24 protein-coding genes and 2 tRNA genes are annotated in these 25244 nt (G+C 41.2%); 2 read left to right on the top strand and 24 right to left on the bottom strand.

Annotated elements, in window-relative coordinates:
• Positions 1 to 76: 76 nt before the first annotated feature.
• Positions 77 to 2551: a stage II sporulation protein E gene (gene spoIIE, locus ACQKMF_RS25470; RefSeq protein ID WP_101225921.1), complete on the bottom strand. Its 2475-nt coding sequence runs from the start codon at positions 2549 to 2551 to the stop codon at positions 77 to 79.
• A gap of 327 nt (positions 2552 to 2878) precedes the next feature.
• Here spoIIE and ACQKMF_RS25465 point away from each other — a divergent pair.
• Both ACQKMF_RS25465 and ACQKMF_RS25460 read left to right on the top strand, forming a co-directional pair.
• A tRNA-Met gene (locus tag ACQKMF_RS25465) sits at positions 2879 to 2952 on the top strand.
• Between the two features lie 20 nt (positions 2953 to 2972).
• Positions 2973 to 3044, top strand: a tRNA-Glu gene (locus ACQKMF_RS25460).
• A gap of 164 nt (positions 3045 to 3208) precedes the next feature.
• On the opposite strand, the gene ACQKMF_RS25455 is transcribed toward ACQKMF_RS25460, so the two are convergent.
• The 23 genes from ACQKMF_RS25455 to ACQKMF_RS25345 form a co-directional block, all read right to left on the bottom strand.
• Entirely contained in the window at positions 3209 to 3664 is a 456-nt protein-coding gene (locus ACQKMF_RS25455; protein ID WP_101225920.1) for a S1 domain-containing RNA-binding protein, read from the bottom strand.
• An 80-nt stretch (positions 3665 to 3744) separates the two neighbouring features.
• Complete coding sequence (locus tag ACQKMF_RS25450) at positions 3745 to 4131, bottom strand: FtsB family cell division protein (RefSeq protein WP_101225919.1); 387 nt, start codon at positions 4129 to 4131, stop codon at positions 3745 to 3747.
• A gap of 13 nt (positions 4132 to 4144) precedes the next feature.
• Entirely contained in the window at positions 4145 to 4777 is a 633-nt protein-coding gene (gene yabQ, locus ACQKMF_RS25445; RefSeq protein WP_101225918.1) for a spore cortex biosynthesis protein YabQ, read from the bottom strand.
• The gene (yabP, locus tag ACQKMF_RS25440; protein ID WP_101225917.1) at positions 4774 to 5082 is read right to left on the bottom strand and encodes a sporulation protein YabP; all 309 of its coding nucleotides are present in this window, start codon (positions 5080 to 5082) and stop codon (positions 4774 to 4776) included. Before yabP ends, yabQ begins: the two co-directional genes overlap by 4 nt.
• A gap of 76 nt (positions 5083 to 5158) precedes the next feature.
• The gene (locus ACQKMF_RS25435; protein ID WP_034316386.1) at positions 5159 to 5422 is read right to left on the bottom strand and encodes an RNA-binding S4 domain-containing protein; all 264 of its coding nucleotides are present in this window, start codon (positions 5420 to 5422) and stop codon (positions 5159 to 5161) included.
• A gap of 23 nt (positions 5423 to 5445) precedes the next feature.
• Positions 5446 to 6918: a nucleoside triphosphate pyrophosphohydrolase gene (gene mazG / locus ACQKMF_RS25430; protein ID WP_402945547.1), complete on the bottom strand. Its 1473-nt coding sequence runs from the start codon at positions 6916 to 6918 to the stop codon at positions 5446 to 5448.
• On the bottom strand, positions 6911 to 8533 hold the full coding sequence (locus ACQKMF_RS25425) for a putative polysaccharide biosynthesis protein (RefSeq protein WP_402945544.1): 1623 nt from the start codon (positions 8531 to 8533) through the stop codon (positions 6911 to 6913). Before ACQKMF_RS25425 ends, mazG begins: the two co-directional genes overlap by 8 nt.
• Before the next feature lie 178 nt (positions 8534 to 8711).
• The gene (gene spoVT / locus ACQKMF_RS25420; protein ID WP_063235918.1) at positions 8712 to 9248 is read right to left on the bottom strand and encodes a stage V sporulation protein T; all 537 of its coding nucleotides are present in this window, start codon (positions 9246 to 9248) and stop codon (positions 8712 to 8714) included.
• Between the two features lie 188 nt (positions 9249 to 9436).
• A complete protein-coding gene (gene mfd, locus ACQKMF_RS25415) occupies positions 9437 to 12973 on the bottom strand; it encodes a transcription-repair coupling factor (RefSeq protein ID WP_230178761.1) in 3537 nt (1178 codons plus the stop codon).
• Between the two features lie 160 nt (positions 12974 to 13133).
• Positions 13134 to 13364, bottom strand: a complete 231-nt coding sequence (locus ACQKMF_RS25410; RefSeq protein WP_034316319.1) for an anti-sigma-F factor Fin family protein — start codon at positions 13362 to 13364, stop codon at positions 13134 to 13136.
• A 105-nt stretch (positions 13365 to 13469) separates the two neighbouring features.
• Complete coding sequence (pth, locus tag ACQKMF_RS25405; RefSeq protein ID WP_101225913.1) at positions 13470 to 14030, bottom strand: aminoacyl-tRNA hydrolase; 561 nt, start codon at positions 14028 to 14030, stop codon at positions 13470 to 13472.
• 258 nt (positions 14031 to 14288) lie between these two features.
• Positions 14289 to 14927 (bottom strand): 50S ribosomal protein L25/general stress protein Ctc, encoded by a 639-nt coding sequence (locus ACQKMF_RS25400; protein WP_427575515.1) that lies wholly within the window; start codon positions 14925 to 14927, stop codon positions 14289 to 14291.
• A 171-nt stretch (positions 14928 to 15098) separates the two neighbouring features.
• A complete protein-coding gene (locus ACQKMF_RS25395; protein WP_402945537.1) occupies positions 15099 to 15851 on the bottom strand; it encodes an ATP-binding cassette domain-containing protein in 753 nt (250 codons plus the stop codon).
• A gap of 13 nt (positions 15852 to 15864) precedes the next feature.
• Positions 15865 to 16647, bottom strand: coding sequence for an aliphatic sulfonate ABC transporter permease SsuC (ssuC, locus tag ACQKMF_RS25390; protein WP_230178759.1), 783 nt, complete (start codon positions 16645 to 16647; stop codon positions 15865 to 15867).
• On the bottom strand, positions 16613 to 17785 hold the full coding sequence (gene ssuD, locus ACQKMF_RS25385; RefSeq protein ID WP_427575512.1) for an FMNH2-dependent alkanesulfonate monooxygenase: 1173 nt from the start codon (positions 17783 to 17785) through the stop codon (positions 16613 to 16615). The genes ssuC and ssuD overlap by 35 nt, the downstream gene beginning before the upstream one ends.
• A 12-nt stretch (positions 17786 to 17797) precedes the next feature.
• Positions 17798 to 18778, bottom strand: coding sequence for a sulfonate ABC transporter substrate-binding protein (locus tag ACQKMF_RS25380; protein ID WP_402945532.1), 981 nt, complete (start codon positions 18776 to 18778; stop codon positions 17798 to 17800).
• Positions 18779 to 19089: 311 nt separating this feature from the next.
• Positions 19090 to 20043 (bottom strand): ribose-phosphate diphosphokinase, encoded by a 954-nt coding sequence (locus tag ACQKMF_RS25375; protein ID WP_061440331.1) that lies wholly within the window; start codon positions 20041 to 20043, stop codon positions 19090 to 19092.
• A 15-nt stretch (positions 20044 to 20058) separates the two neighbouring features.
• A complete protein-coding gene (gene glmU, locus ACQKMF_RS25370; protein ID WP_101225909.1) occupies positions 20059 to 21432 on the bottom strand; it encodes a bifunctional UDP-N-acetylglucosamine diphosphorylase/glucosamine-1-phosphate N-acetyltransferase GlmU in 1374 nt (457 codons plus the stop codon).
• Positions 21433 to 22069: 637 nt separating this feature from the next.
• The gene (gene spoVG, locus ACQKMF_RS25365) at positions 22070 to 22366 is read right to left on the bottom strand and encodes a septation regulator SpoVG (protein ID WP_034316332.1); all 297 of its coding nucleotides are present in this window, start codon (positions 22364 to 22366) and stop codon (positions 22070 to 22072) included.
• Between the two features lie 192 nt (positions 22367 to 22558).
• On the bottom strand, positions 22559 to 22936 hold the full coding sequence (locus ACQKMF_RS25360) for a RidA family protein (protein WP_202190662.1): 378 nt from the start codon (positions 22934 to 22936) through the stop codon (positions 22559 to 22561).
• 10 nt (positions 22937 to 22946) lie between these two features.
• A complete protein-coding gene (gene purR / locus ACQKMF_RS25355; RefSeq protein ID WP_101225907.1) occupies positions 22947 to 23771 on the bottom strand; it encodes a pur operon repressor in 825 nt (274 codons plus the stop codon).
• A gap of 61 nt (positions 23772 to 23832) precedes the next feature.
• Positions 23833 to 24702 (bottom strand): 4-(cytidine 5'-diphospho)-2-C-methyl-D-erythritol kinase, encoded by an 870-nt coding sequence (gene ispE, locus ACQKMF_RS25350; protein ID WP_101225906.1) that lies wholly within the window; start codon positions 24700 to 24702, stop codon positions 23833 to 23835.
• A 322-nt stretch (positions 24703 to 25024) separates the two neighbouring features.
• The gene (locus tag ACQKMF_RS25345; RefSeq protein WP_101225905.1) at positions 25025 to 25201 is read right to left on the bottom strand and encodes a small, acid-soluble spore protein, alpha/beta type; all 177 of its coding nucleotides are present in this window, start codon (positions 25199 to 25201) and stop codon (positions 25025 to 25027) included.
• Between the last annotated feature and the right edge of the window lie 43 nt (positions 25202 to 25244).

Below are 25244 nucleotides of genomic sequence, written 5' to 3'. Positions count from 1 at the left end.
AAGTCTCCTTACCTTTTAACCTTCTTCCATTTCACCACCTCATTTTTTTGTTTTATTTATTATATATATAAACGGCCTACTGGGCCTTTTTGCGTTTTGGAGAAACGGGAATGGATGCCCATTTCGGTGTGTTATGCTTGATTTTCGATGTTACCACTGTCATGTCATCATCTATGATCCCTTTTGTTCGGATGACCTCTTCCAATATTAAATCAGAGATTTCCTGCGGATCGTCTGTTTCCATTTCCTTGATTTTCCGTTTAAGCCAGAACTCGATATTTTCAACATGTGAGGGGCCATCGAACACTCCATCGCTCATCATGATTAGTATGTCCCCTGCCTTGAGCTCTTCTGATACAACATCAACATCGAAATCCTGGATGATTCCCATAGGGAGGTTACTTGATTCAATTTTTATTATCCTATCCCCCCTTTTAATGAAACTCGGTATTGAACAGATTTTTAAAAACTTAGCCTTTGCGTCCTGAAGATCAATCATTGCCAAATCAAGAGTCGAAAATATTTCATCGGTAGTGCGTAGAGATAATACGGAGTTTACGGATTTAATGGCTATTTTTTCTTCAATTCCCGATTGTAAAAATTTTTGAAGCAGCTTCAATGTCTCTGTACTTTCAAAATGGGCCCTTTCCCCATTTCCCATTCCATCACTAATGGCTATTGCGAATTTGCCGCAGCCAATTTCCATGGTCGTATGACTATCTCCTGATACAAGCCCTCCCCCCTTGGCAGCATGAGCAACACCCGTTTCGACCGTGAATTTTTTTGCTGACCTAAATATCACCTCACATTGCCCGTTTGGATACGTTGCACACTCTTCTGAATGAACGACTATCGTTTCCCCTAAAATGTCAGAAAGCATAGGTGCAATCAATTTTTCACATTCCCCTCTGCCCTGGCAGTATGGGACACTCATTTCTATATCAACATTCCCTTGTTCTAGACTGTATATTTCTACATACCCTATGTGCAGTCCAAAATCCTGGATGGCTTCCAAAATGGATTCTTCATGTACATGATGATTCTTCCTTTCCCTTTGAATTTCTTTCGCAAAATCATCCATTACTGCCGAAACTCCCCGCAATTGATCCGCAACTAGCTTCCGGCTTTCCTTCACCTGCCTTTTTAATTTTTGGTTGGCTTCAAAATAAGTAAGCTCCTGTGATATCGCCCCAATGACCTGAGGGCCGCGGCTACAATATTTCCCCCATTCCTTCGAAGTCTTTTGGGGAAGCTGACCATTATTTTCACTTAATTGAAGCATAATTTCCTGCATGCCGTCATAGGTTGTATTAAAGTTCTTGGACCAGCACTGTTCCTTTTTAAAACAAAGCTGGCACGTCTTTTCCGTTACATTACTTAAGAAGTAGTCGAATTCTTTCTCATCTTCCTCCAATCTCCCCCTTTCATCCACTTGGGAAAAGCTATTTGAGAGCGCCTCAAATACATGTGAGAATTGCTCCACCCTTTGAGCGGTGACATCCCTCACTTTCCGGGCATACTGCTGCTGTTCATCAGAATTCTCGACTGTTCCTGGTATATGTTTCGCTATTTTGTTGATTATGGATGACGGTGTCAATATAAATAGGGCCACAGCTATAATTGATTCATAGAGGGTCACCATAATATTGCCGGTGCCCTCACCATATAAACCTATCAGTAACGTAGCAATCATGAGGCCCGCGGCAACCCCTATCTTCCTTCCCTCCTTCAACAGACCGCCCAGAAGCCCGGAAAAAGCGAGAAGGCTCATTTGATAGAGACTAGCAATACTTGCCAGGCTGAATATCAATCCAGTAACTACACCTACAGTGGAGCCTATGGCGGCCCCTCCCGCCAGCCCGAAGAGGAGGACCAAGTATCGCGAGAATATATGGTCGAGTGATAAATCGTATATCATCCAGCCTATGGTTCCGGTCATCACCGAAGCCAGCAGGATGATGATGCTGACGATTTCCTCCGTCTTTAATGATTGGGACTTTGTCCGAATGGTCAGCAGCGGGATGGACTGTATGAAGATTAAGGTTAAGATCATTGCGAGTCCCGCCTCTACTCCTATCATCATTAAGTCGTACAGCTGAATCGTTCGGAATACCAGATATTGCTCGGCCAGGTTGACCAGGAATAGTGAAGCAAAAACGTACATCGACATCGTCTTGAATTGTCCTTCCACGGCGGGCTTCTTGATCTTATGAAATAACAGGAGCAGAAACGCCGATGCAAAGATGACTAAACTATTAGAATAGTGAACGGTCAGCCCACCTGCAATCAATCCGAATAAAGCAAGTGGTGCCCTGTCACGTCTCATGAGAAACACGGCTGCGAAAAACGGAAGTCCAAATGGTGCCAGCTGTGAAAGAATTAATGCCCGTCCTAATAAAAAACCAATAATTGCTAAAGAGATACCTTTTTTTATGAATATGTCTTCCGTCTTCATTTGCAGTTGTTGGATCCAATTGATGGCCCCTGCCTTCGCTTCTTTTAACTGAACATCACCAAGAGGTTCCATCATAGGTCTTTCTACTTTTTCCATTTCAACACCCCATTCGTATTAGTGATTTTTATTATATAGAGGGCTTGTTTATTTTTTTGTCAGAATTTTATAAGCGGATAAGAAAAACGTTCGACGAAATTCTTCTTGAACAATCATTTGTATACAGGTTTTTGTGCCTTTTTTTCCAATACAGAAACGGGTGTTCTTTTTTTTTTGAAGAAAAGCAAAGTTTTTAGGTTATTTTTGCGGAAAATAACACGAATAAATAATCAGGAAATGGAAACCGACAAACTTTATTTTTTTTGTTGACATTTATTCTTCACGAATGTAAGATATAACTTGTGCTTCAGTAGCACTTATCATTATGGCGGCGTAGCTCAGCTGGCTAGAGCGTACGGTTCATACCCGTGAGGTCGGGGGTTCGATCCCCTCTGCCGCTATCTTTTTTCATGAAAATAATGGCCCGTTGGTCAAGCGGTTAAGACACCGCCCTTTCACGGCGGTAACACGGGTTCGAATCCCGTACGGGTCATCAAATACAAAAGCGCCTCTTTACACCTATCTCAGTAAGTGTAAAGAGGCGCTTTTTTTATGTTGTTGATAATTAAAAGAAGACAAGCCGGCAAGCTTGCCTTTATCTACACTATGAATAATTTCACAGGAAAAGTTGCTAAACTATTATTTTCAGCAGCAGTTTTATCCGCGTCTTCCTCCTCGACCTCCCCGTTTCGTTTCGGTGCTACGTTTAAGGGTCGTTAAGCGGTCTTCGCTATCTTTTAAGAATTTAGCCATTTTTTGCTCAAAGTTTTCCTTCGGTTGGAAACCATTACCTTTCGAGCGGAAGTCTTTGGAACGGCTGTCATTCCCTCTTCCTTGGCGCGGACGTGGTGTGTATGCAGGTTTTTGCTCAGCTTCAGGACGGTCTATCGCTTTTTTTATGGACAAGCCAATCTTGCCATCTTTAACATTGATGACTTTCACCTCAACTGTATCGCCCACTTTTAAATGATCATTGATATCCTTGACATAGTTATCAGCCACTTCACTGATATGGACAAGACCGGTTGAACCTTGAGGTAGCTCTACAAATGCACCAAAATTAGTTATGCCTGTTACTTTACCTTGTAACTTGCTGCCTACTTCGATTGACATAAAAAAAATGTTCCTCCTTAGAAATGTTAAAAAATCTCTTCACTCTATATTATAACGAAAGTAAAAAAACAGTGTCAATATTAGTCACTATCTTCCTTCCCTTTTGGAAGGGTAAATATGATTTCGCCTTTTTCAGATAAGAAATAATCCCGTCTGGCTATTTTCGCTATATAGTCGTCGTCATTAAGCTTTACGATTTCTTCTTTAAGAAGGGTCTCGTCTTTTTTCAATTCAGCTAACTTTCCCTTCAATTCTTCCTTCTGTTGTACTTTCTCATCCAGTGCAACATTTTGCGTTATGAGGGTGGAAACGGCAAAAATCAAAAAGACAGCGGCGAAAACTGAGTAAAGAGTTAATCTACGCATTAGACCACGCTTCTTTTTTTCTACGGTTTGTACTTTTTTCTCTTGTTGAGCGACGTAGGGATTTTCTATTTTTGCCACTTTCCTTTTACGCAGGCTACTCATTTTTTATCGCTCCTCATTTCTTTTTATTTCTCCATCTATTTAGCGTTCTAAATATAGAATTCTTTATTTTCAATAAAATCCCTTTTCCTTTATTATAAAACTTCCCGACGTTTTTCGTAACAAAAACCGGCAATAAATTCCATATATAGATCAAAATCCATTTTAATGGCCTCCAGAAAATATTCAAAATGAAAAGAAGTATTTTCCCCGCCCATTTTAATAATGCTAAAACGAACTTACATATCCCGAAGATAATGGCTATTACAGATACTATTACCCATTTTATCGGAACAAATATCAGCATGTGAACCGAATTCGTTATAAATCTCGCCAACTTTATCACAAGTATTATCAAAAACTCTAAAAAACGTTGATAGAAACCTTTGAAAAGTGCTTGATAAGCTGAAAAACCGCATAATAAGGCCAAAAATAAATAAAGGCGAAACTCTCCCTCATTCACTAAAAACAAAACATAAAAAATAAGGAGACCCTGAATGATCCAGAAAAGGAAGTCATGGATGAATACAATCCACCTTTTCCTTTCTGATCGTTTCAGGAACCGGCTATACGTATCCAGGGCAGCTCCAAAGCCACTGCCCATGCCTATCATCGCAAGCAACGTATAAAATTGAATCGTTAAGGTCATTTGAACAATTTGCCAAAGAAGCCTTTAGCTTTCTCCCCTGATTGCTCATCTAAATAAACAAGGTCGAAAATCTTTCCCTTAATGGAGACGATGCCTTTATCAACGTCTAAATTCTTCATTTGCAAGTTTTGGCCCCGGATAGATAAGAATCCCATTACAGTTTCGAGCAGAAACTCCTCATTATCAAAACTTTCAACTTGTTTGACACCGGTAATATCAAGCAAACGGCGGCCTTTCATCGTTACATCGTGCTCTTGGGTCGTTCCCTTTGTGTAACCAGCATTCGGATCATTATATTGGCTCATTTTTTCATCCCTCACAGTACCACTGATTTTGTACAAGTGTATGTCCGTAAGAGCGGAATTAGAACCAAGCCTGTCCTTACTCCTCCGCTAGCTTTTCTTCCTTTACGATGGTATACATATCTGCAGCCGCTTCTTTTTTGGTCGTTTCTTGAATTTTATCGACACGTACCGTAACGAGCTTTTGACCGAATCGTACAGTCAATTCATCGCCATCTTTCACATTTGAACTTGCTTTGGCCTGTTGTCCGTTAATCGTGATTCTCCCTTTATCGGCAACCTCTTTCGCAAGTGTGCGGCGCTTGATCAATCTTGAAACTTTTAGGAATTTATCCAATCTCATCGACATTAAAATCTCTCCCTTAATTAAAGTCCTTTAGCTTTTGCTTCATCCCAATATGAATCCAGTTCTTCCAATGTATATTCCTCAAACTTTTTGTCTGCCCTTTGAATGCACTCTTCTATATATGTAAAACGCCGGTGGAATTTCTGGTTTGCTTTGTAGACGGCTTCTTCCGCTTGTATGTCATAATAACGTGAAATGTTGACAAGCGCAAAAAAGAGGTCGCCCAGCTCTGATTTTATTCTTTCGACATCCATTTTCGGGCTTAATATTTCAGCTTCCAATTCCTGCACTTCTTCCCTGACCTTTTTCCAGGCTTCGGAAACCTCATCCCAATCGAATCCAACCTTCGCAGCCCTTTTTTGATACTCTTCGGCCCGAAGTAAGTTTGGCAGCGATTTCTCAATCCCATCAAGTATGGATTGCGATGCTTTTGTTTCGCTCCCTTTTTCATTCTCTTTGATTTTCTGCCAGTTCACTAATACATCTTCCTCGCCGTTCACTTCAACATCTCCGAATACATGAGGGTGGCGTCGAATCATTTTCGCCGTAATGCCTTCAATCACATCGTCTATCGTGAACATGCCCTCATCTTCACCGATTTGTGAATGAAGCATCACTTGAAGCAGGACATCCCCAAGTTCACCAACCATGCCCTCATCGTCCTCTTCATCGATGGAATCAATCAGCTCATATGCCTCTTCTATTAGATATTTCTTCAAGCTTTCATGAGTTTGTTTCTTATCCCAAGGACATCCGTCAGGACCTCTAAGTTCTGCGATGACCTGCCGCAGCTTAGAAAACTCCCTGTATCGTAAAGCTTCTTCCCTAACAGGCGGGACATAAACACTCGTCAAGTTACTTAACTCCATCTGACGGTCGAGCTCGAACAGAGCGCATCTTGTCACTTTTTCCTGACTGCTTCCTGCCGCTGTAACGATATATACCTCGTAGTCATCCGGTAGCTTTTCCATTAAAGTCAGCTTCACATTGGACGCACTGAATGCGTCATACACCTGTCCGATTATCATATGCTGGGTAATGTGCAAATCATCTGGTGAAAGATCTGTTCCATCCAATAGCTGGAACCCTTCGATCGGATCGATTTTAACAGCCTGAAACAAGGGATCAAGGAAACTTTGCCCGCCTTCCAGCTTAATGGCTATTCCAAGAGCCGGACCCTTTTCGAGCAAAAGCTGAACCGTTTTTTCCGCTACCATAGGATGCCCCGGAACTGCATAAAGAACGGAACGGTTTAAAGCCTCCTGTAATAATGTTCCGGCAATTTCTTCATATACCGCTTCAAATTGGTCGTGCTTTTCATATATCCCGTCAAACGCCGTGAAATTGATTCCTTCCTTTTTCAAATCCCCGATAACCGGATGATCAATTGTTCTGATGAAGCATTGTTCTGTTTGCAGCAATTTTTTATAAATTCCTAGTGGAAGCTGATCTAAATCCCCTGCACCAAGGCCTATTATCGTAATCTCATTCATGATTTCGTATACTCCTATTCGTTATAATAAATCGTTTAAGCTTTGAACCTGCAGGTATAAGTGCAAGTTCTTCTTCACCAAATAAGCCTGAACGAATGGCGGTCATCACAAAAACGGCTGCACCGATCCCTACACCGGTCAAAGCTTGAATCGTAGCTAACAACCGGCTCTCGCCTGAGGACATCAATTCGAATAAGCCATTGAATATAACAACCGCCGTACCCATGTAAACCGTACTCTTCAAGATTATTAACACGTGCTTCTTTTCAATTAATGTCTTTTTAATATGTACTCTCAATACCACATAAAATAATACAGACATGATCATAAACGCAAGCACTGTTGCCGAGGCTGCTCCCGCGATTTTGTAATGAGGCACCAGGACAAGGTTCAAAGCCCACTTGCTGACCACACCCACAAGCGTAATGATCACCGGTATGAACGAATAACCTAAGCTTTGAATCACTGCCGCCTCTGCCATTATGACGGATGTGAATAATATCGATAAAGAGAAAATTGCTAAAGTAATGGTCCCTTTAACATCCGTGAACAGCATATGATTGACAGGCTCCATCGTCACCACCAGCCCGATCGCAGCTGCGAGTCCTATCGTCGCGCTTACACGAAGCGCCAATTTGATTTTATTCAATAATTCATGTTCACTTTTCCTCTGAACGAATCCGGATATTACAGGTACCAGTGCCAATGCAAAAGAATTAGCTACGACTGTACCTAGCTGAAGCAAAGGCTGTCCCCGGTCATATACCCCTTTCCATTCCTTGGCTTCCTTTTCCCCCATCCCCGTTTCCCTTAGTAGGGAATATAGGTGCAGAGAATCGACAAACTGAAACAAGATAAGGATCAAGCCAGTTATACAAAAGGCCAACCCTTGGAAAACCAGGACTTTGGAGATTCTGATGAAATTTACCGGTTTGATTCTCATCCGTAAAAAAAGCTTCCATTCTTCTCTTAAAATAACGAAAGCAATAAGCAGTACCAGGCCGGTCATGCCGCCGGTTATCGAACCGAGGACCGCTCCCTTGCCGACCACATAAGGAGAGTAGCCCTGATTCACGAATATCGTTGAAAGAACCAGTATCGTCAACACACGGATGCATTGTTCAGCGACCTGCGAACTTGCTGTCGGTAACATGTCGTTTATTCCTTGAAAATAACCTCGTAAAACAGATGAAATCGGCATTAATAGATATGAATAGGCAACGATTCTTAGCAGACCGGCTAAACGAGGATCCTTCATCCATCCTGCTATCCAATCAGCGCCAAGGAACAGTGCAGCAAACATCATGACTCCTATCGAACTTAAGACGACGAATGATGTCATTAAAATGTCGTTGACCGCAAAGTTATTTTTGGAAGACTCCCGTTCAGCAATAAGTTTGGATATGACTACCGGAAAGCCGAGTGTTGATAATGTAAAAGCAACACCGTAGAAGGGGTAGACCTGTTGATAGATATAAAACCCGATGTCACCCGCAATGTTCTGATAAGGAATGCGATAGGCCGCACTCAATACTTTTACGATAATCGCAGCTGCGCTCAAAATCAGCGCACCTCGAAAAAGTTCATTTGATGTTTTATTAGGCTTTTCAGCCATTCTTTTTCCCCTTTTCACTCATATGTGGTAGTTATTATAGCATAATTCTAATGGTTATTTTTCAATTCCAGCCATACTGTTAATTAATTTCCATATCCACTTCTTTTTTAGAAATTGCAAAAAGGACAGCGCGATTGCTGCCCTTTCCACCTTTAAAAATATAATGGCATGTCCAAGGTTACTGTTCCATTTGTCTAGCTAGGAAACTTGCTGCTGTTTCAACCGATTTCTGTTCCACTTCACCAATGGTACTATCTTTAGAGAAAATCAAGACGGCACCAATCGGGTCGCCACTCGCAATGATCGGAGCTGCAGTATAAGATTGGACCTCTTCATCATTGGAATCAACGAATGAAATTTGTCCATTTGGAGACTCCAGGACAGGATTTCTTTCTTCCATGATTTTTTCCACTAGTTCACTAACGCTTTTATTTAAGTATTCTTTTTTGGATCCGCCTGCCACTGCAATGTAAGTATCCCTATCACAAATCATAACTGGATTTCCAAGGCTATCATAAAGTGCTTCTGCATATTCCCTAGCAAAATCGCCTAATTCACTAATAGGAGAGTATTTCTTAAGGATGACTTCCCCATCCCTATCCACAAATATTTCCAGTGGATCTCCTTCACGGATACGGAGGGTCCTGCGAATTTCTTTCGGGATGACGACTCTTCCTAAATCATCAATTCGGCGAACGATACCAGTTGCTTTCATCTAATGTTGCCTCACTTTCATCTAATTGATTTGATAAATCCTCATTTTGTAGCAAAATCATCACCAGCTATTGTACTTAGTATTTTTCTAATGGTAAGTTCTATGCACTTTGAAAAAATTTTTCTTTTTGTTGCATTTTTTTACCATGGTACCTAAAAAAATTTCTTCAAGAGGACTATCATTCAATTTCAGTTTTTTGTGGCTTGAGTCTCTTTTTTTACATACTGTAAACCCTTGGTCATCTCAAATAAGATATTAAGCCATTTGCTTTGTTCTACGCCCTTTATGTGCAGGACCAGCTTCATTCTATTGCCGTCCATGCCGAAGCCGACCATACGGCCATACTTCGATCCCAGCTCGAACACCTTTTGTCCATCCACATCGCTGCTGACCTTTTCCCTAAGGATAATGCTGATTTCCTGCTTTAATTGTTTAATGCTTTCAATTCCGGCCTTTTCAGCATATACCTTCATTTCGGCAATCATGAATAAAAAGGAAACTTCGTCTGGATACTCTCCGAAACGATCGATCATTTCATCCTGTAATTCTTCCACTTCTTCAAGCGAAGCAATACCTCTGAACCTTTTATACATTTCTATTTTCTGATGTCCATCCATTATGTAGGCATCAGGGATATAAGCATCCACTTCAACATCAATTTCAAGGGTGTTCTTTTCTTCGGCTGGCTGGTCATTACGTTTCGCATCTACCGCTTCTTTCAGCATTTGTGAATATAGATCAAAACCGACTGAATCGATGAAGCCATGTTGTTGAGCCCCCAAGATGTTTCCAGCTCCCCTGATGGATAAATCACGCATCGCGATTTTGAACCCTGAACCCAATTCTGTAAATTCCTTAATGGATTGAAGACGTTTTTCTGCCACTTCAGTCAACACTTTATCTTTCCTATAAGTGAAGAATGCATATGCCACCCGATTGGATCGTCCTACACGCCCACGCAGCTGATAGAGCTGTGAAAGTCCCATTCTATCCGCTTCATTCACGATAAGCGTATTGACATTCGGGATATCAACACCCGTCTCTATAATGGTTGTACTCACCAAAACATCATATTCGCCTTCTAAAAAGCTGAACATGACGGATTCCAGTTCTTGCTCTGTCATTTGCCCATGAGCATAGGTGACACGGGCATCGGGCACAAGCATGGAAATTTCTTCTGCTTTTCTTGCTATATCCTCTACCCGATTGTAAAGGAAGTAAACCTGACCATCCCTGGCCAATTCCCGTTCTATCGCTTCCGTTACCAACGAGCCATTATACTCCATGACATAAGTTTGGATCGGGAACCGGTTCTCAGGCGGTGTTTCGATGACGGACAAATCCCTCACGCCCAACATGGACATATGAAGGGTTCTTGGAATCGGCGTCGCAGTCAAAGTCAGTACATCCACATTAGTTTTTAACCGTTTGATCTTTTCCTTATGTGTAACGCCAAAGCGCTGTTCTTCATCAATGATTAGCAATCCCAAATCGCGGTACACGATATCTTTGGATAAAATCCTATGCGTACCAACCACAATATCCACCGTGCCGGCCTTCAATCCTTTAATCGTCTCGGTTTGCTGTTTTTTAGTCCGGAAACGGCTCATATGACCAATCGAAATCGGATAATCTTGAAAACGCTCCCTTAATGTTTCATAATGCTGCTGGGCGAGGATTGTGGTCGGAACAAGAAATGCAACTTGCTTGCCATCCATTATGGCTTTAAAAGCGGCCCGGATGGCCACCTCTGTCTTCCCATATCCAACATCACCGCATAATAAACGATCCATCGGCCGTTCACGTTCCATATCCTTTTTGATTTCGACGATGGAACGTAATTGATCTTCCGTTTCGTTATAAGCGAATGATGTTTCGAATTCCCTCTGCATATCACCATCAGGTGAAAAGGCATAGCCCTTTGCCGCTTCTCTTTCTGCGTATAACTTGATTAAATCATCGGCAATATTCTCAACGGATGATTGAACCTTGCTTTTGACACGTTTCCATTCCGTTCCGCCTAGCTTATAAAGCTTCGGTTCCTTTCCTTCAGAACCGACATATTTTTGGACAAGATCAATCTGGTCGACAGGAACATACAATTTGTCATCCGCTTGATAACGAATATTCAGGTAATCTTTATGGACCCCGTTGATCGTAAGGGTCTCAATACCCAAGTATTTACCGATTCCGTGGTTAACATGAACGACATAGTCACCGATCTTCAGTTCGGAATAACTTTTGATTCGCTCCGCATTCGATAGTTTCTGTCTCCGTATTGATTTCTTTGACTTCTTATTGAATAATTCCGTTTCCGTTATGATACTGAATTTTTGCATAGGTAATTCAAAGCCGCTATTCAGACTGCCGCGTAAAATCTGTACTTTACCTGGAAGAATGCTGTCCGCATTAAACAGTTCTGCGGCCTCTATATCATAATCGGCCAAAACCGAATGCAGCTTTTTTACCCGTTCTTCATCCTGTCCAAGTATGACGACTGTGTATTTACCTTTTTTCCAACGTTCCAGTTCAGCTTTGAACACATTCATCTGTCCATGGAAATTTTGCATTTGTTTACTGGCAAAATTCAGGATATTCTGAGGATTCGTATGCGGTACATGCCGTAAAAACAATGAAAGGTATACAAACGGCCTGCTGGATTTCACTATTAATTCCTGCATGGGATGAGCCAATTTTATATCATGGATAATTTGTCCCTGACTTAAAAGGTCTGTGTACCAACCAGCCTCTTCCTTTTCCAAAGAATCATTGATTTCCTGGATTCTACTGATTTCATCTAAGAAAACCAAACCATTTACCGGTAAATAATCTATTAAACTAGCTGGATCCTCATACGCTAAACTTAAGTATTTAAAGATTTTGTCAGGTATATTTCCCATTTTCAGCTGTTCAAGTTCATAACTGATCGTTTGAACCAGCTGTTCCTTAGTTTTCTCGTCTTTAAGTTTTTTCAAGCTTTTACTTAATCCGCTCTCGAGCCTTGTTATAATTCTTTCGATATGCTCTGTCTCTAGCAAAGCCTCACTGACGGGACCAATCGTCACCTTCTTGAGTTTCTCGATGGATCGCTGATCTTCGCTTGAAAAGGTCCTTATTGAATCTATTTCGGTATCGAATAATTCAATTCGTATTGGATTAGGTTCGGTGATCGGATAAATATCGATTATACCGCCCCTGATACTGAATTCACCTGGAGAAGCAACCATTTCAGACCGGTTATAACCCATGGCAATGAATTTATTAAGCGTTGATTCAAGCTCGATGTCTTCCCCTAAATTAAATGCTAGCTGATGCCTCTTCCAAATATCCTTTGGAGGAAGCACACGACGTACCCCTGGAATTGGCGCAATGACAATCCCTTTTTTTCCTTCCGCCCAAAAGTTCAATGCCTCTACACGTTGAGCCCTTAATTCCGGGCTGGCTACACTCAAATCAGCCGCTATCAATTCATTGGCTGGATATATATATAATTCTTCCTCGGGAATGAAACTGGATAAGTCCTCATGGAATTTTTGTGCTTGCAATAAATTATGGGTAACCAATAAAATAGGCCTATTCGTCTTTTCATATACGGAAGCCAGCAATAGTGATCTCGAGGAACCTGTCAGACCAGAGACGATTTGCTCCTTAAGTCCTTCATCGATGCCGGCTATTAACGAATGAACATCATCTTGTTTGGAGAACAAGTTCTGTAATCCATTCATTTTATTTCCCCCCTCTCTTAACGTGCGAAAAACATTTGAATTCTTTGTATTAGAACTTGGCCATTTAACCAAGCGTCCTTTTTATTAAAGGCACTTTTTTGTGCCCTGGATTCCAGACAAACGGAAAAATGCTTTGGATTTTGTCCAAAGCCCTCTCCCGCTAATGAATAATATAATCGTTTTCATATAAATCAGGGTTTCTTTGCAGCGATTCATGACAGTCTTCACATATCGCCCTTACATGCATATCCCCTTCAGAATCATAAACGATCATCTCTTGTCGCTCTTCATCGGTAAGTTGATTAAAACCTAACTGCTCCGTACTCAGTGAGTGTGCCTCGATTGAGCCCAGCTTAGTTCCGCAATGTCGGCATCGATAATGGAGAGCCATTTGGTAACCCCCTATTTTAGTAATAGTGTTAGTATGTACAAAAATAGAGGGGTTTTATTCAGCGAAACAGGAAGATATTATTCTTTACTTATATCTACTCTCTGCTTATTGGTTATATTCGTTCATTACCTGTAGAAATGGTTTTTCCAACCAGGCTTCACAAGAAGCTGCACTTTTTTCGATCGTTGCACCGACATGATCCCATTCTTCAGGCGAAAAGCGCCCTAAGACATAGTCAGATACCGGAATACGGCCAATCGGGCGGCCAATCCCTATTCTGATTCGATTGAATTCTTGCGTACCCAAATGGGCAATTGAAGATTTTATCCCATTATGACCGCCTGCACTTCCTTTTTGACGAAGGCGAAGCTTCCCTGGAGGCAAATCAAGGTCATCATATATAATGACAACATCCGCAATATCCACCTTAAAGAAATGCATGACAGCCGAAATGGATTCTCCTGACAAATTCATGTAGGTTAAGGGTTTAAGCAATAAAACCTTTTCTCCCTTTACCATTCCTGCACCATAGATCCCCTTATGCTTTGCTTGATCAAGTGGGATCGACCATCTTTTGGATAACTCATCTATTACTTCAAATCCGACGTTATGCCGAGTTTTTTCATATTGTTTACCTGGGTTCCCTAACCCTACAATAATTTTCATGATTCACACTCCGTCATTACGGTTATTTAGGGAGTTACGCTGGGACGAAGTTTTTCCAAGATCATTGACCTTAGAAAAATAGTACCCTAATTTCAACCTTGCCTGCAAGCTACCGGAGAACTAATTAGTAAAAACCCTATTAAAGGAGTCGACCACGAAAAAATGGTCCGGCTTAAATGGATGATCCAGAGATTGAAAAGACGTAACTCGTTAAGAGCTACGCCTATTATATCACGATTCACTTGTTTAATCCCGGCATCATGACTCTGGTGATGCCTTGGTTTCCCTGCCTTCTTCATTTTCAGGGATACCGCCATCTTGCTGTTCACCTGTACTTATTTCCTCTTCCTGACGAGGAGCCAGAACAGATGCAACGACTTCTTCACCATCGTTGTCGATTGTAACTTGTTTATTCGTTTGAATATCGGATATGTAGATTGTATCTCCTACCTGAAGTTCGGTAACGTCAACATCGATGGAGTCAGGAATGTCATTAGGTTTAGCTGTAACCGTCACTTCATGAAGAGACTGCTGAAGGACCCCGCCGTCTTTCACGCCTTTACAAACACCTACAAGGTTAACGCGTACTTGTGCCTGTAATTGGGCGGACATATCTACAATTAAAAAGTCTGCATGATAAATGGAGTTCTTTAATGGATCCTTTTGATAGTCAGAGAGCATGACTTTATAATTCTTACCTTCCAAGTCCAAAGAAATGATTCCATTACGGCCTATTTCCTTGATTGTCTTTTGAAGCTCAATATTATTGACTGAAATGGCCGTACTGTCATTTTTATTGCCATATACTATCGCAGGGATTTCGCCGCTTTCTCTCAAATTCCTTAAATTAGAGTGTTTTGAATCCGTACGTTCTTTTGCAGCTAATATATTACTCATACATCCTCCGCCTTCCTGAATATGAATTGCAAGTTTCTCTATATTTAACATTTCCCTAAATGGCGAAGCATTAAACATGAAAGGTAAAATCCAAAGGGAGCAAGAAGGTGATAAACATATGGTAAACATAGGAATTTGCTACAAAAAACTTTTTTCATTTTTTTCTCTGATTCAAGCGTGAATCGCCTTTTTTTCCATTTCCCCCTCAACTTGCATCACCCGGTTAAGGATTTGGGCTGCTAGTGATGAATATTGAATGCTATCCTTTTTCCGCGGTCTCGGCAGATTGATTTCCTTATTCATGACGACTTTGCCTTCTTCGATTAATAAGACACGATCGGCAAGCATTACGGCTTCTTCAACATCATGTGTAACAAGTAAGGCAGTAAAGTCCCTTTTCCTCCATAGTTCCTCAATCAGCCTTTGCATGCCAATTCTAGTCAAAGCATCCAATGCCCCTAACGGCTCATCCAAGAGGAGTATGTCAGGTTGGTTCACCAATGCCCTCGCTAATGCCACCCTTTGTTTCTGCCCCCCAGATAAAACGGACGGCCACTCATTTGCTCGATCGGCAAGGCCCACTTGCTCCAATAATTCCATAGCACTTGGCTTCCAATCCCCTTTTAAGCCTACACCAATATTTTCAAGGATTTTTTTCCAAGGAAACAGCCTTCCATCCTGAAACATCGTACGTGACGATCTATTTAATCCATTCAAAGGCTTTCCATTCACCAGTATCTGCCCGTCCGTCGGCTTTTCCAGTCCTGCCACAAGACGAAGCAATGTGCTCTTTCCACATCCACTTTTGCCGACAATGGCTACGAATTCCCCTTTTTTAAAGGTGAGGTCCATTCCCTTTAATACTTCAAACTCCCCAAAATTCTTTCTTACACCCTGCAACTCCAACGAATTTCCACTTTTCATGCAAATGACCTCCTCATTGGTATGATGGATGCCACTTTAAGCATCTTTTTTCAATTATTTTGGCCGCAACGTCCGATATTTTTCCCAATAAGGCATATAAGAGAATACTGAGAACAACAATATCCATCCTCATGAATTCCCGGGCATTCATAGCCATATATCCTATTCCGGAATTGGCGGATATAGTTTCTGCTACAATTAATGTGACCCACATGATTCCAAGGGAGAAGCGGATACCCACCAAAATGGAGGGAAAGGCTGCAGGGAGGATCACATTCCAGAATAAAGAAAAACCACTTAGCCCATAAACCCTCGCCGCTTCGATTAATTCCTTATCCACCGATTTCACTCCATGAAATGTATTTAAATAGATAGGAAACAGAACCCCTAGGGCGACAAGGAAGATTTTCGCTTCTTCTTCTATACCAAACCATAGAATAACCAGCGGTATTAAAGCTAAATGCGGAATGTTACGTAACATCTGAAGCGATGTATCGAATAAGGTTTCTGCAATGGATGATAATCCATTTAATAAACCCAGTACAAAACCAATGACACCGCCTATTAAAAAGCCGATGAAGGCACGCTGAGCACTGATGCCGATATAATCAATAAGTTCACCTGTCTCCAATAAAGCAACACCTGCTTGAAATACTTCAGTCGGGGCAGGCAATATCCGATCCGACAAAATCCCCCACAATGACAGCAGCTGCCAAGTTACCAAAAGGAGAATGGGCACAAGCCATGATATGAGGTGGAACCTATTGAACTTTTTGTTTAACTTTTTCTGCATCATCAATTTCACTTCCTTTTGTAGGGTAGTGGTCATTAGCCAGTATTTCCCCGAATGGGCTAGTAGCTTTTGAAACGGGAGCTTGCTGCTGTTCAACAGGGAGCAAAGGGAATAATAATTCAGCAACTCTATACGCTTCTTCCAGGTGAGGGTACCCGGATAAAACAAAGGATTCTATTCCGATTTCTTCATATTCCTTCATTCTGGCGGCAACATTTTCAGCACTTCCGACTAGTGCTGTACCGGCGCCCCCGCGCACTAGACCAACACCCGCCCATAAGTTTGGACTGATTTCGAGTGAATCCCTGCTTCCTTTATGAAGTTGCGACATCCTCTTCTGTCCCACTGAATCAAACCGTTCAAAAATCTTTTGTGAATTTTCAATCATTTCATCATCCACATATTTAATGAGTTCGTCCGCTGCCTGCCAAGCTTCTTCTTCCGTTTCTCTTACGATGACATGCATGCGAATGCCGAATCTGACTTCACGTCCGTACTCTGCTGCCTTTTTACGTACCTTTTCAATTTTTTCAGCCACTTGCACCGGCGGCTCACCCCAAGTCAAGTAGACATCAATATGCTTTCCCGATATATCGATGGCTGGATCGGATGAACCTCCGAAATAGAGCGGTGGGTACGGTTTTTGTACAGGTGGCAACAGAATATTTCCACCTTCAACCTTTAAGTGCTCCCCTTCATATTCCACACTCTCACCAGACATTTCCCTTCTCCAGATATCAAGAAATTCATTTGTTTGCTCATAGCGTTCCCCATGATCCAGAAATACGCCATCACCTGCCAATTCGACCGGGTCCCCCCCAGTTACAACATTGATCAAAAGACGGCCATTCGACAACCTGTCGAAGCTTGAAGCCATACGCGCAGCTAAGGTTGGCGACATTAAACCTGGACGGATAGCAACTAAAAATTTCATTCTTTCCGTTGCAGAAATCAATGAAGAACCAACTACCCAAGCATCCTCACAGGATCGTCCCGTTGGAAGCAAAGCCCCTTCAAATCCCAAATGATCAACTGCCTGTGCAATTTGTTTTAAATAAGGAAGTGTAATCGCTCTCCCTCCCTTTGTCGATCCTAAATAGCGACTTTCCCCATGTGATGGCAAAAACCAAAATACTTTCATTTTATTTCCCCCTTAATTTTTTTTAACATCTGCAGATGCATCTAGAACATTAATTTTGCTTGGAATTAATTTAAGATTGTAAAATGTATCGGCAATATTTTGTTGATCATCCAAAACCGTACTGGAAATCTCCTCAAGTCCGTATTCTTTTCTATTTAATGTTTTTTCTAATGCCTCCACACTCATTCCAATTTCCGGAGATAAAAACTCAGCGACATCCCCTGGGTTTTCTTCAATCAATTTATCAACTTTTATCAGTTCTTCTTTGATGATCTTCAAAGCCTCTTCGTTCCGGGCAAATGAATCAGTTGCCAAGAAGAATTCTCGATTCGCAACCAGTCCTTCTCCATCCCGGATCGTTTTCGTTTCAAGCTCCAATTCCGCCGCTGATAAAAATGGATCCCATATTACCCAGGCATCGATTTGGTTTCCTTCAAAAGCAGCTCTCGCATCAGCCGGTGGCAAGTAGACGGGCTGAATGTCATCAAGAGTAAGACCTGCTTCCTCTAACGCTTTGACCAATAGGTAATGAACATTTGAACCTTTATTCAAGCCAACCTTCTTTCCCTTTAACTCTTTCACATTTTTAATGGGTGAATCCTTTTGTACGACTATTGCCTCTCCTGATGGGTTTGCCGGTTGATTGGCAATGTAGACAAGTGGTGCCTTGGCTGCTTGTGCAAATATCGGCGGCGCCTCCCCTGTGTGCCCAAAATCAATGCTGCCGACATTCAAGGCTTCAAGCAGCTGAGGTCCTGCAGGGAATTCAGTCCAATCGACGGTATATCCCACTTCTTTTAAACGTGTTTCCAGATTCCCTTTTGATTTTAAAATATTTAATGTCCCGAATTTTTGATAACCGATTTGGATGGTTTTCTCTGATTCTTTTGCGTCAGCACTTGTGGAGCTGTTCTTTTCCTGCCCACATGCACTCACTATCAGCATGAAGATGCAAAAAATGGATAGGAGCCATATCTTTCGTTTTTTCTTCATATTCTGCACACCCTTCTTAAACTATTTATATAAAAATAAAAGGCTCCTTTCCTTCACCGATAAGACAATAGGCAAAATGATGCCCAATGTTTTATTGGTAAGTGAAAAGGAGCCTTCGGTAGTCCGATCGGCGTTAACCAGTATGTACCTGCGTTAGTACAGTTTTTCATTCCATGAATATGAATTGAATTTGTATAGCTATTTTATTATTACTATTCTCATCTGTCAACTAAGAATTAAGTATTTTCTGAAACTTTTAAACAAAAACACGGCGAGCCCGATGGCTCGCCGTGTTTTTGTTTATTATGTTATCAATCGAATAATGTGCTTACTGATTGTTCCTCATGCACACGAATAATTGCCTCTGCAATCAATGGTGCTACAGAAAGTCCAACAATTTTATCGATTTTCTTATCTTCAGATAGGGCAATCGAGTTAGTCACGACCAATTCCTTGATCGTTGAATTTTGAATCCTTTCGATGGCAGGACCTGAAAGGACTGGGTGTGTACAACAAGCATAAACTGCTTTAGCGCCATTCTCCACAAGGGCATTGGCCGCTAGTGTGATAGTTCCTGCAGTATCGATGATGTCATCAATCAGTATTGCTGTCTTCCCTTCAATATTACCAATGATGTTCATGACTTCAGCCACGTTCGGTCTTGGACGGCGCTTATCGATAATGGCGATCGGCGCTTTTAGGCGATCGGCCATTTTACGGGCACGAGTTACACCGCCATGATCTGGGGAAACGATGACGATATCACTTAAATCTTTTTCCTTGAAGAAATCAGCTAAAATCGGAACAGCAACAAGGTGATCAATCAGAATATCGAAGAAACCTTGAATTTGTGGTGCGTGAAGATCTAATGTGATTACACGGTGGGCACCAGCCGTTTCTAAAAGATTTGCGACAAGTTTAGCTGTAATTGGTTCACGCGCACGCGCTTTACGATCTTGTCGGGCATAACCGTAATATGGCATTACAATATTGATCGTTTTAGCTGAAGCACGTTTAAGAGCATCGATCATAATTAAAAGTTCCATTAAATTTTCATTGACTGGTTGGCTTGTTGATTGGATTACGTATACGTCACAGCCACGAATACTTTCTTCAATATTAATCTGAACTTCACCGTCACTGAAACTTGTTACGCTACATTTTCCAAGTTCAACACCGATTGCAGCAGCAATTTCCTGAGCTAAATCGAAGTTTGAATTTAAAGAGAATACTTTTAAATTAGGATCTAAATACTGATTTGACATGATGACCTCCGTCGGTTATTTATTAAATTTCAAATTCTTTACATAATCTTCTTTGTTAACTTGACGAGCCCGGGCAACGGATAGGGCATCCTGCGGTACATCTTGCGTGATGGTTGACCCAGCAGCTACATATGCTCCTTCTCCTACCGTTACAGGTGCAACCAGATTAGAATTGCAGCCTATGAAAACATTATCTTCAATCTTCGTCAAATATTTATTTTTCCCGTCGTAATTCACGGTAATAGATCCGCAGCCTATATTAACATTCTCCCCAACCTCTGCATCACCAATATAACTCAAATGCGATACCTTGCTTCCTTTGCCAAAAACGGTCTTTTTAATTTCTACAAAATTACCGATCTTAACGGAATCCTTAATATCTGATTGAGGTCTAACATGTGCGAATGGACCGATTTTCACAAAACTTCCAATACTGCTTTCATGTACAACCGATTGGAGGACTTCCGTTCCATCACCAATTTCACAATTACTGATTTCCGTATTCGGGCCAATTAAGCAATCCTGCCCGATAATACTTTTTCCTTTAATGAATGACCCAGGGTTAATGACTGTATCCTGCCCGATTTGTACATCCGCTTCAATGAACGTAGTAAGCGGATCGATGATCGTTACACCATTCCTCATATGCTTTTCATTGATGCGTTTTCTTAAAACCTGCTCAGCCTGTGATAAAGCCACACGGTCATTCACACCCAATGTTTCCTCGAAATCACTGGATTGGAAGGCCGTCACCACTTCGCCTTCCTGTTTTAAGATTTCAATAACATCCGGTAAGTAATATTCTCCCTGGACATTTTCATTTGAAACTTTTTTCAGCGCGTTAAACAATGCTTGATTGTCGAAGCAATATGTACCGGTATTTATTTCCTTAACATATCTTTCTTCATCAGAGGCATCCTTATGCTCTACGATTTTTTCTACAAGTCCGCCTTCACCGCGAAGGACCCTTCCATAGCCAGCAGGGTTATCTGCATATGCTGTTAAGATTGTTGCTTTCGCCTGACTTTGCTCATGCAATGCTATAAGCTCTTTCATCGTTTCCGCTTTAATCAGAGGCGTATCACCGCAAATAACAAGGGTCGTACCACTTTTCACGGATAAAACGCTTTCCGCTTGCATTACAGCATGTGCCGTACCTAATTGCTGTTCTTGTAAGGCATACTTGCATGAATCACCAAGTTGTTCTTGAACTTTTTCAGCTCCATGGCCGATGACTGTTACAATTTCTTCTATTTGAAGTTGATTGACTTGATCGATAACATGTTGTACCATTGGTTTCCCGCAAACAGGGTGCAAAACCTTATAAAGCTTAGATTTCATCCTAGTACCTTGCCCAGCGGCCAATATTATTGCATAGCGATTACTCATAACAGGCCTCCATTTTCACCTTTTTATCCACTAAAAATATTATCTCAAATAGTGATTCTTTTCAAGGTAACAATTAAAAGTACATATAATTGTCAACCGATCAGGTGAAAAAAGTTCGATTTTCGACAAGGTTTTAAATGTTATTATTGGACCTTGGAGAATTATTTTACATCATGGTCGATGTCATTTTCATTAACAGCATAATACAGAAACAATGTCCCCTGCCTTTTATAACACCAGCCAACCCCATTATCCCAAAACACTATCATGGTGCGCCATACCCTATGTACAAGCCATTTGGGCATACTTCACCCTTTGTTAACTCCCATTCCGAAATCAGGTTACCAATTCATTTCATCTTCAACCAGATGGCTAGATTAAGTGGCATCCCTTTAATTCCACTTACAGGAATTTCAATATCTGGGTGGACAAAAAAGGTTTAAAAATTAAAAAGGACGGGTACTTAAACTTTTGAAGATAACAACGTAGGTTTATATATTCATTAGAGTAAATATCTGCATGATGAGCGGACAAGTTCTAAACTTATCCGATTTTGAATAAATAAAAAAGAGCACTACTTATGAAGTAGGCTCTAGATGCACGAATTATAATTTTAAAGTTTAAAAGTAATGTTATTTTAAGAAGCACCTGCTCCAGCTTCCTCTAATTCAGTTTCAAGTTCTCCCAATCGATGATATTCTGTCAAGACAGCTTCTTGAATTTTCCCGCGTGTCGAGGAATTGATTGGATGAGCGATATCCCGGAATTCTCCATCTGGAGTTCGTTTACTTGGCATTGCTACAAATAAACCATTGTTTCCGTCGATCACACGAATATCATGAACCACAAATTCATTATCCAGTGTAATTGATGCGATAGCTCTCATACGACCGTCCGTATTCACACGGCGTAATCTTACGTCAGTTACTTCCATTTAAGCTCACCATCCCTTTTTGTTGTTGTTAAAACTTAAAGTACATATTCAACAAAAAAACGTGAACTCCTTCTATTATCTGTAATTTTTTTAGAAAATTCAGCCTAGTTTTTTAAAATACTAAAAATCACCCTTATATTAAAGGAAAATTACCCATTACGAATTGCCTTTAAAAAAATAAAAAACGCCCGTTTATTTAACGAGCGCTACTACTTCTATTTCCACTAGTGCGTCTTTCGGAAGCCGAGCAACCTCTACACAAGAGCGAGCAGGTTTGTGAGCAGAAAAATATTCTCCGTATACTTCATTAATCGAACCGAAATCGTCCATACTTTTAATGAATACTGTAGCCTTAATGACAGTTTCCAATGAAGCCCCAGCTTCTTTCAATACAGCTTGGAGATTCTTAAAGACCTGGTGTGTTTGTTCCTTGACATCCCCTGTCACCATCTCACCAGAAGCAGTAAGTGGGATCTGTCCTGAACTGAAAAATAACTTATCCACGATCACGCCTTGTGAATATGGTCCGATCGCTGCCGGTGCTTCATCCGTATGTATCGTTTTCATGATATGATTCCCCCTATTCCTTTTTCGTAAAATAATTCCCTCGGCTGACATTGATTTTCTTGTCTCTTTCGACTACCTGCGTCAACTTGATTAATGAAACATAGTCCTCGACAAGACACTCCTCCGTATGTTCGGATTCGACCAGCACCGCAATTCCGGCAACTGTTGCCTTGAATTCATCCAATAGACTGACCATACCGTTGATGGTACCCCCAGCCTTCATGAAATCGTCTACAATTAATACATTCGAACCCTCAACCAAGCTTCTCTTAGAGAGTACCATAGTCTGAATCCTCTTTGAAGAGCCAGAAACATAATTGATGCTCACTGTAGAACCTTCCGTTACTTTATTATTCCTTCTTACAATGACAACTGGAACATTCAAATAATTTGCCACGGCGTATGCTAATGATATCCCTTTGGTTGCCATTGTCATGATGACTGAGACATTTTTCTTGGCATACATTGAGGCGATTATCCTTCCAACCTTATTCACGGTTTGCGGATGTCCTAATATGTCTGTCATATATAGATAACCGCCAGGAAGCAACCTTTCGGGACTAGCAATCGTATCGCATAATCCGTCAATGAAGGCATTGGCTTCTTCTTCCTTGATGGAAACAATATATTTCACTCCACCGGCCGCACCTGGAACGGTTGTTAAAGATCCTATCCCGCGTTGTTCAAAGGTATCTTTGATGATCGTCAAATCTTCACTGATAGAGGATTTTGCCGAACTATACCTTTCAGCAAAATAAGTCAGCGAAACCAGTTCCCCCGGATGTTCTAATAAATAATTGGTCATATCGACTAGCCTCTCGCTGCGACGAAATTTCATTGAGACACCCCCTTTGTGAATTCCGAATATTATATAGCAACTATACCACTAATGTACGTTTCTATTCAAGGTTGTTTCGATCACCCAGTAAACGGACTGCATAGACTTGATCACAAAATCCGCGAAGTCCATTATAAATTCTTTGCATGCGCGAATCATGTTCCACCAAACCAAAAACGGTCGGACCACTTCCGCTCATCAAGACCGAATCTGCTCCAAATGTCTTCATTTGATCTTTAATGTTCGCAACCTCTGGGTATAACTGCAATGTCACCTGTTCCAGAACATTGCCCAACCCCTCGCATACATCGTGATAATTGTTTTCCATAATAGCCGTAATCATTCCAGGTACATCCGGATGCTCCATTTTTGAAGTTTGGAGCCTTTTATATATATCCGCTGTCGAAACGCCAATCGTCGGTTTGGCCAAGATGACCCAGCATTTTGGCGGTGCAGGAAGATGCGTGATTTTTTCCCCGCGCCCTCTGGCCAATGCCGTACCTCCGTATACACAAAATGAAACATCGGAGCCAATTTCAGCTCCTATTTCCGCAAGTTCATCCATGGAAAGACCTAGCTTCCACAGTCTATTTAAGCCCCTCAATGTAGCTGCGGCATCACTGCTTCCACCAGCAAGCCCTGCGGCTACAGGTATATTTTTCTCTATAGTTATAGAAACACCTTTATTGATTCCAAAACGTTCCTTTAGAATAAATGCGGCTTGATAAGCTAAATTCCGATGATCATCCGGAACAAATCGATTATGGGATAGAATTTGGATATGATTCCCCTTTATTTCCTTTAGTTCAATTCTATCGGCAAGGTCGACTGTCGTCATGATCATTTCCACCTCATGATACCCATCAGGCCGTTTGAAAAGCACATCCAAAGCCAAATTAATCTTAGCCGGGGCTTTTTCCATAAGCTTCAATATGTCCACCTACTTTAACGTTCTTAAAAGTTCTTGTCCTATTCTATCATATTTGTTTATATTCTAAAGGTTTTTTCATCGTAATTTCAATGTAATGAAGCTAAGATTGGCCTTTAGAGGGGAATAGACACATGTAGGCACATGGGAGAGCAGCCACTTCCTGAATCCCAAAAGACTTGCTACATATCCAAATAGCAATTACCGATACATAAAAAAACCAGACTCCTTAACTACAATGTAAGCAAAAATGAATAGAGCTATACATCGCATAAGAAGTCTGGCTACTTTCAACATGACGGCATGATACAATTAAGTGTTTATCTTACTCCTTGTTCACCAATTGACGTTGTGCTTTTTCGATAGCAAGTTTTACCATGTTACCTGCGTCCCTGGCCCGGATTCCTCCCCAGCCTTCTTTCTGGACAACATCGTAAAATCCAAGTTCTTTAGCCAATTCCTCTTTAAGACCATTTGACATAATCCCTTTTTTCCTGCTCAAGCGAAGCAACCCCTTTCACATGCCGTCACATGCCTAGTGTTTG

It is taken from the genome of Peribacillus sp. NPDC101480, assembly GCF_050277335.1.
Classification (GTDB): Bacteria; Bacillota; Bacilli; order Bacillales; family DSM-1321; genus Peribacillus.
The sequence above is the reverse complement of the archived record's forward strand: the minus strand, read 5'-3'. Positions and strand labels throughout refer to the sequence as shown.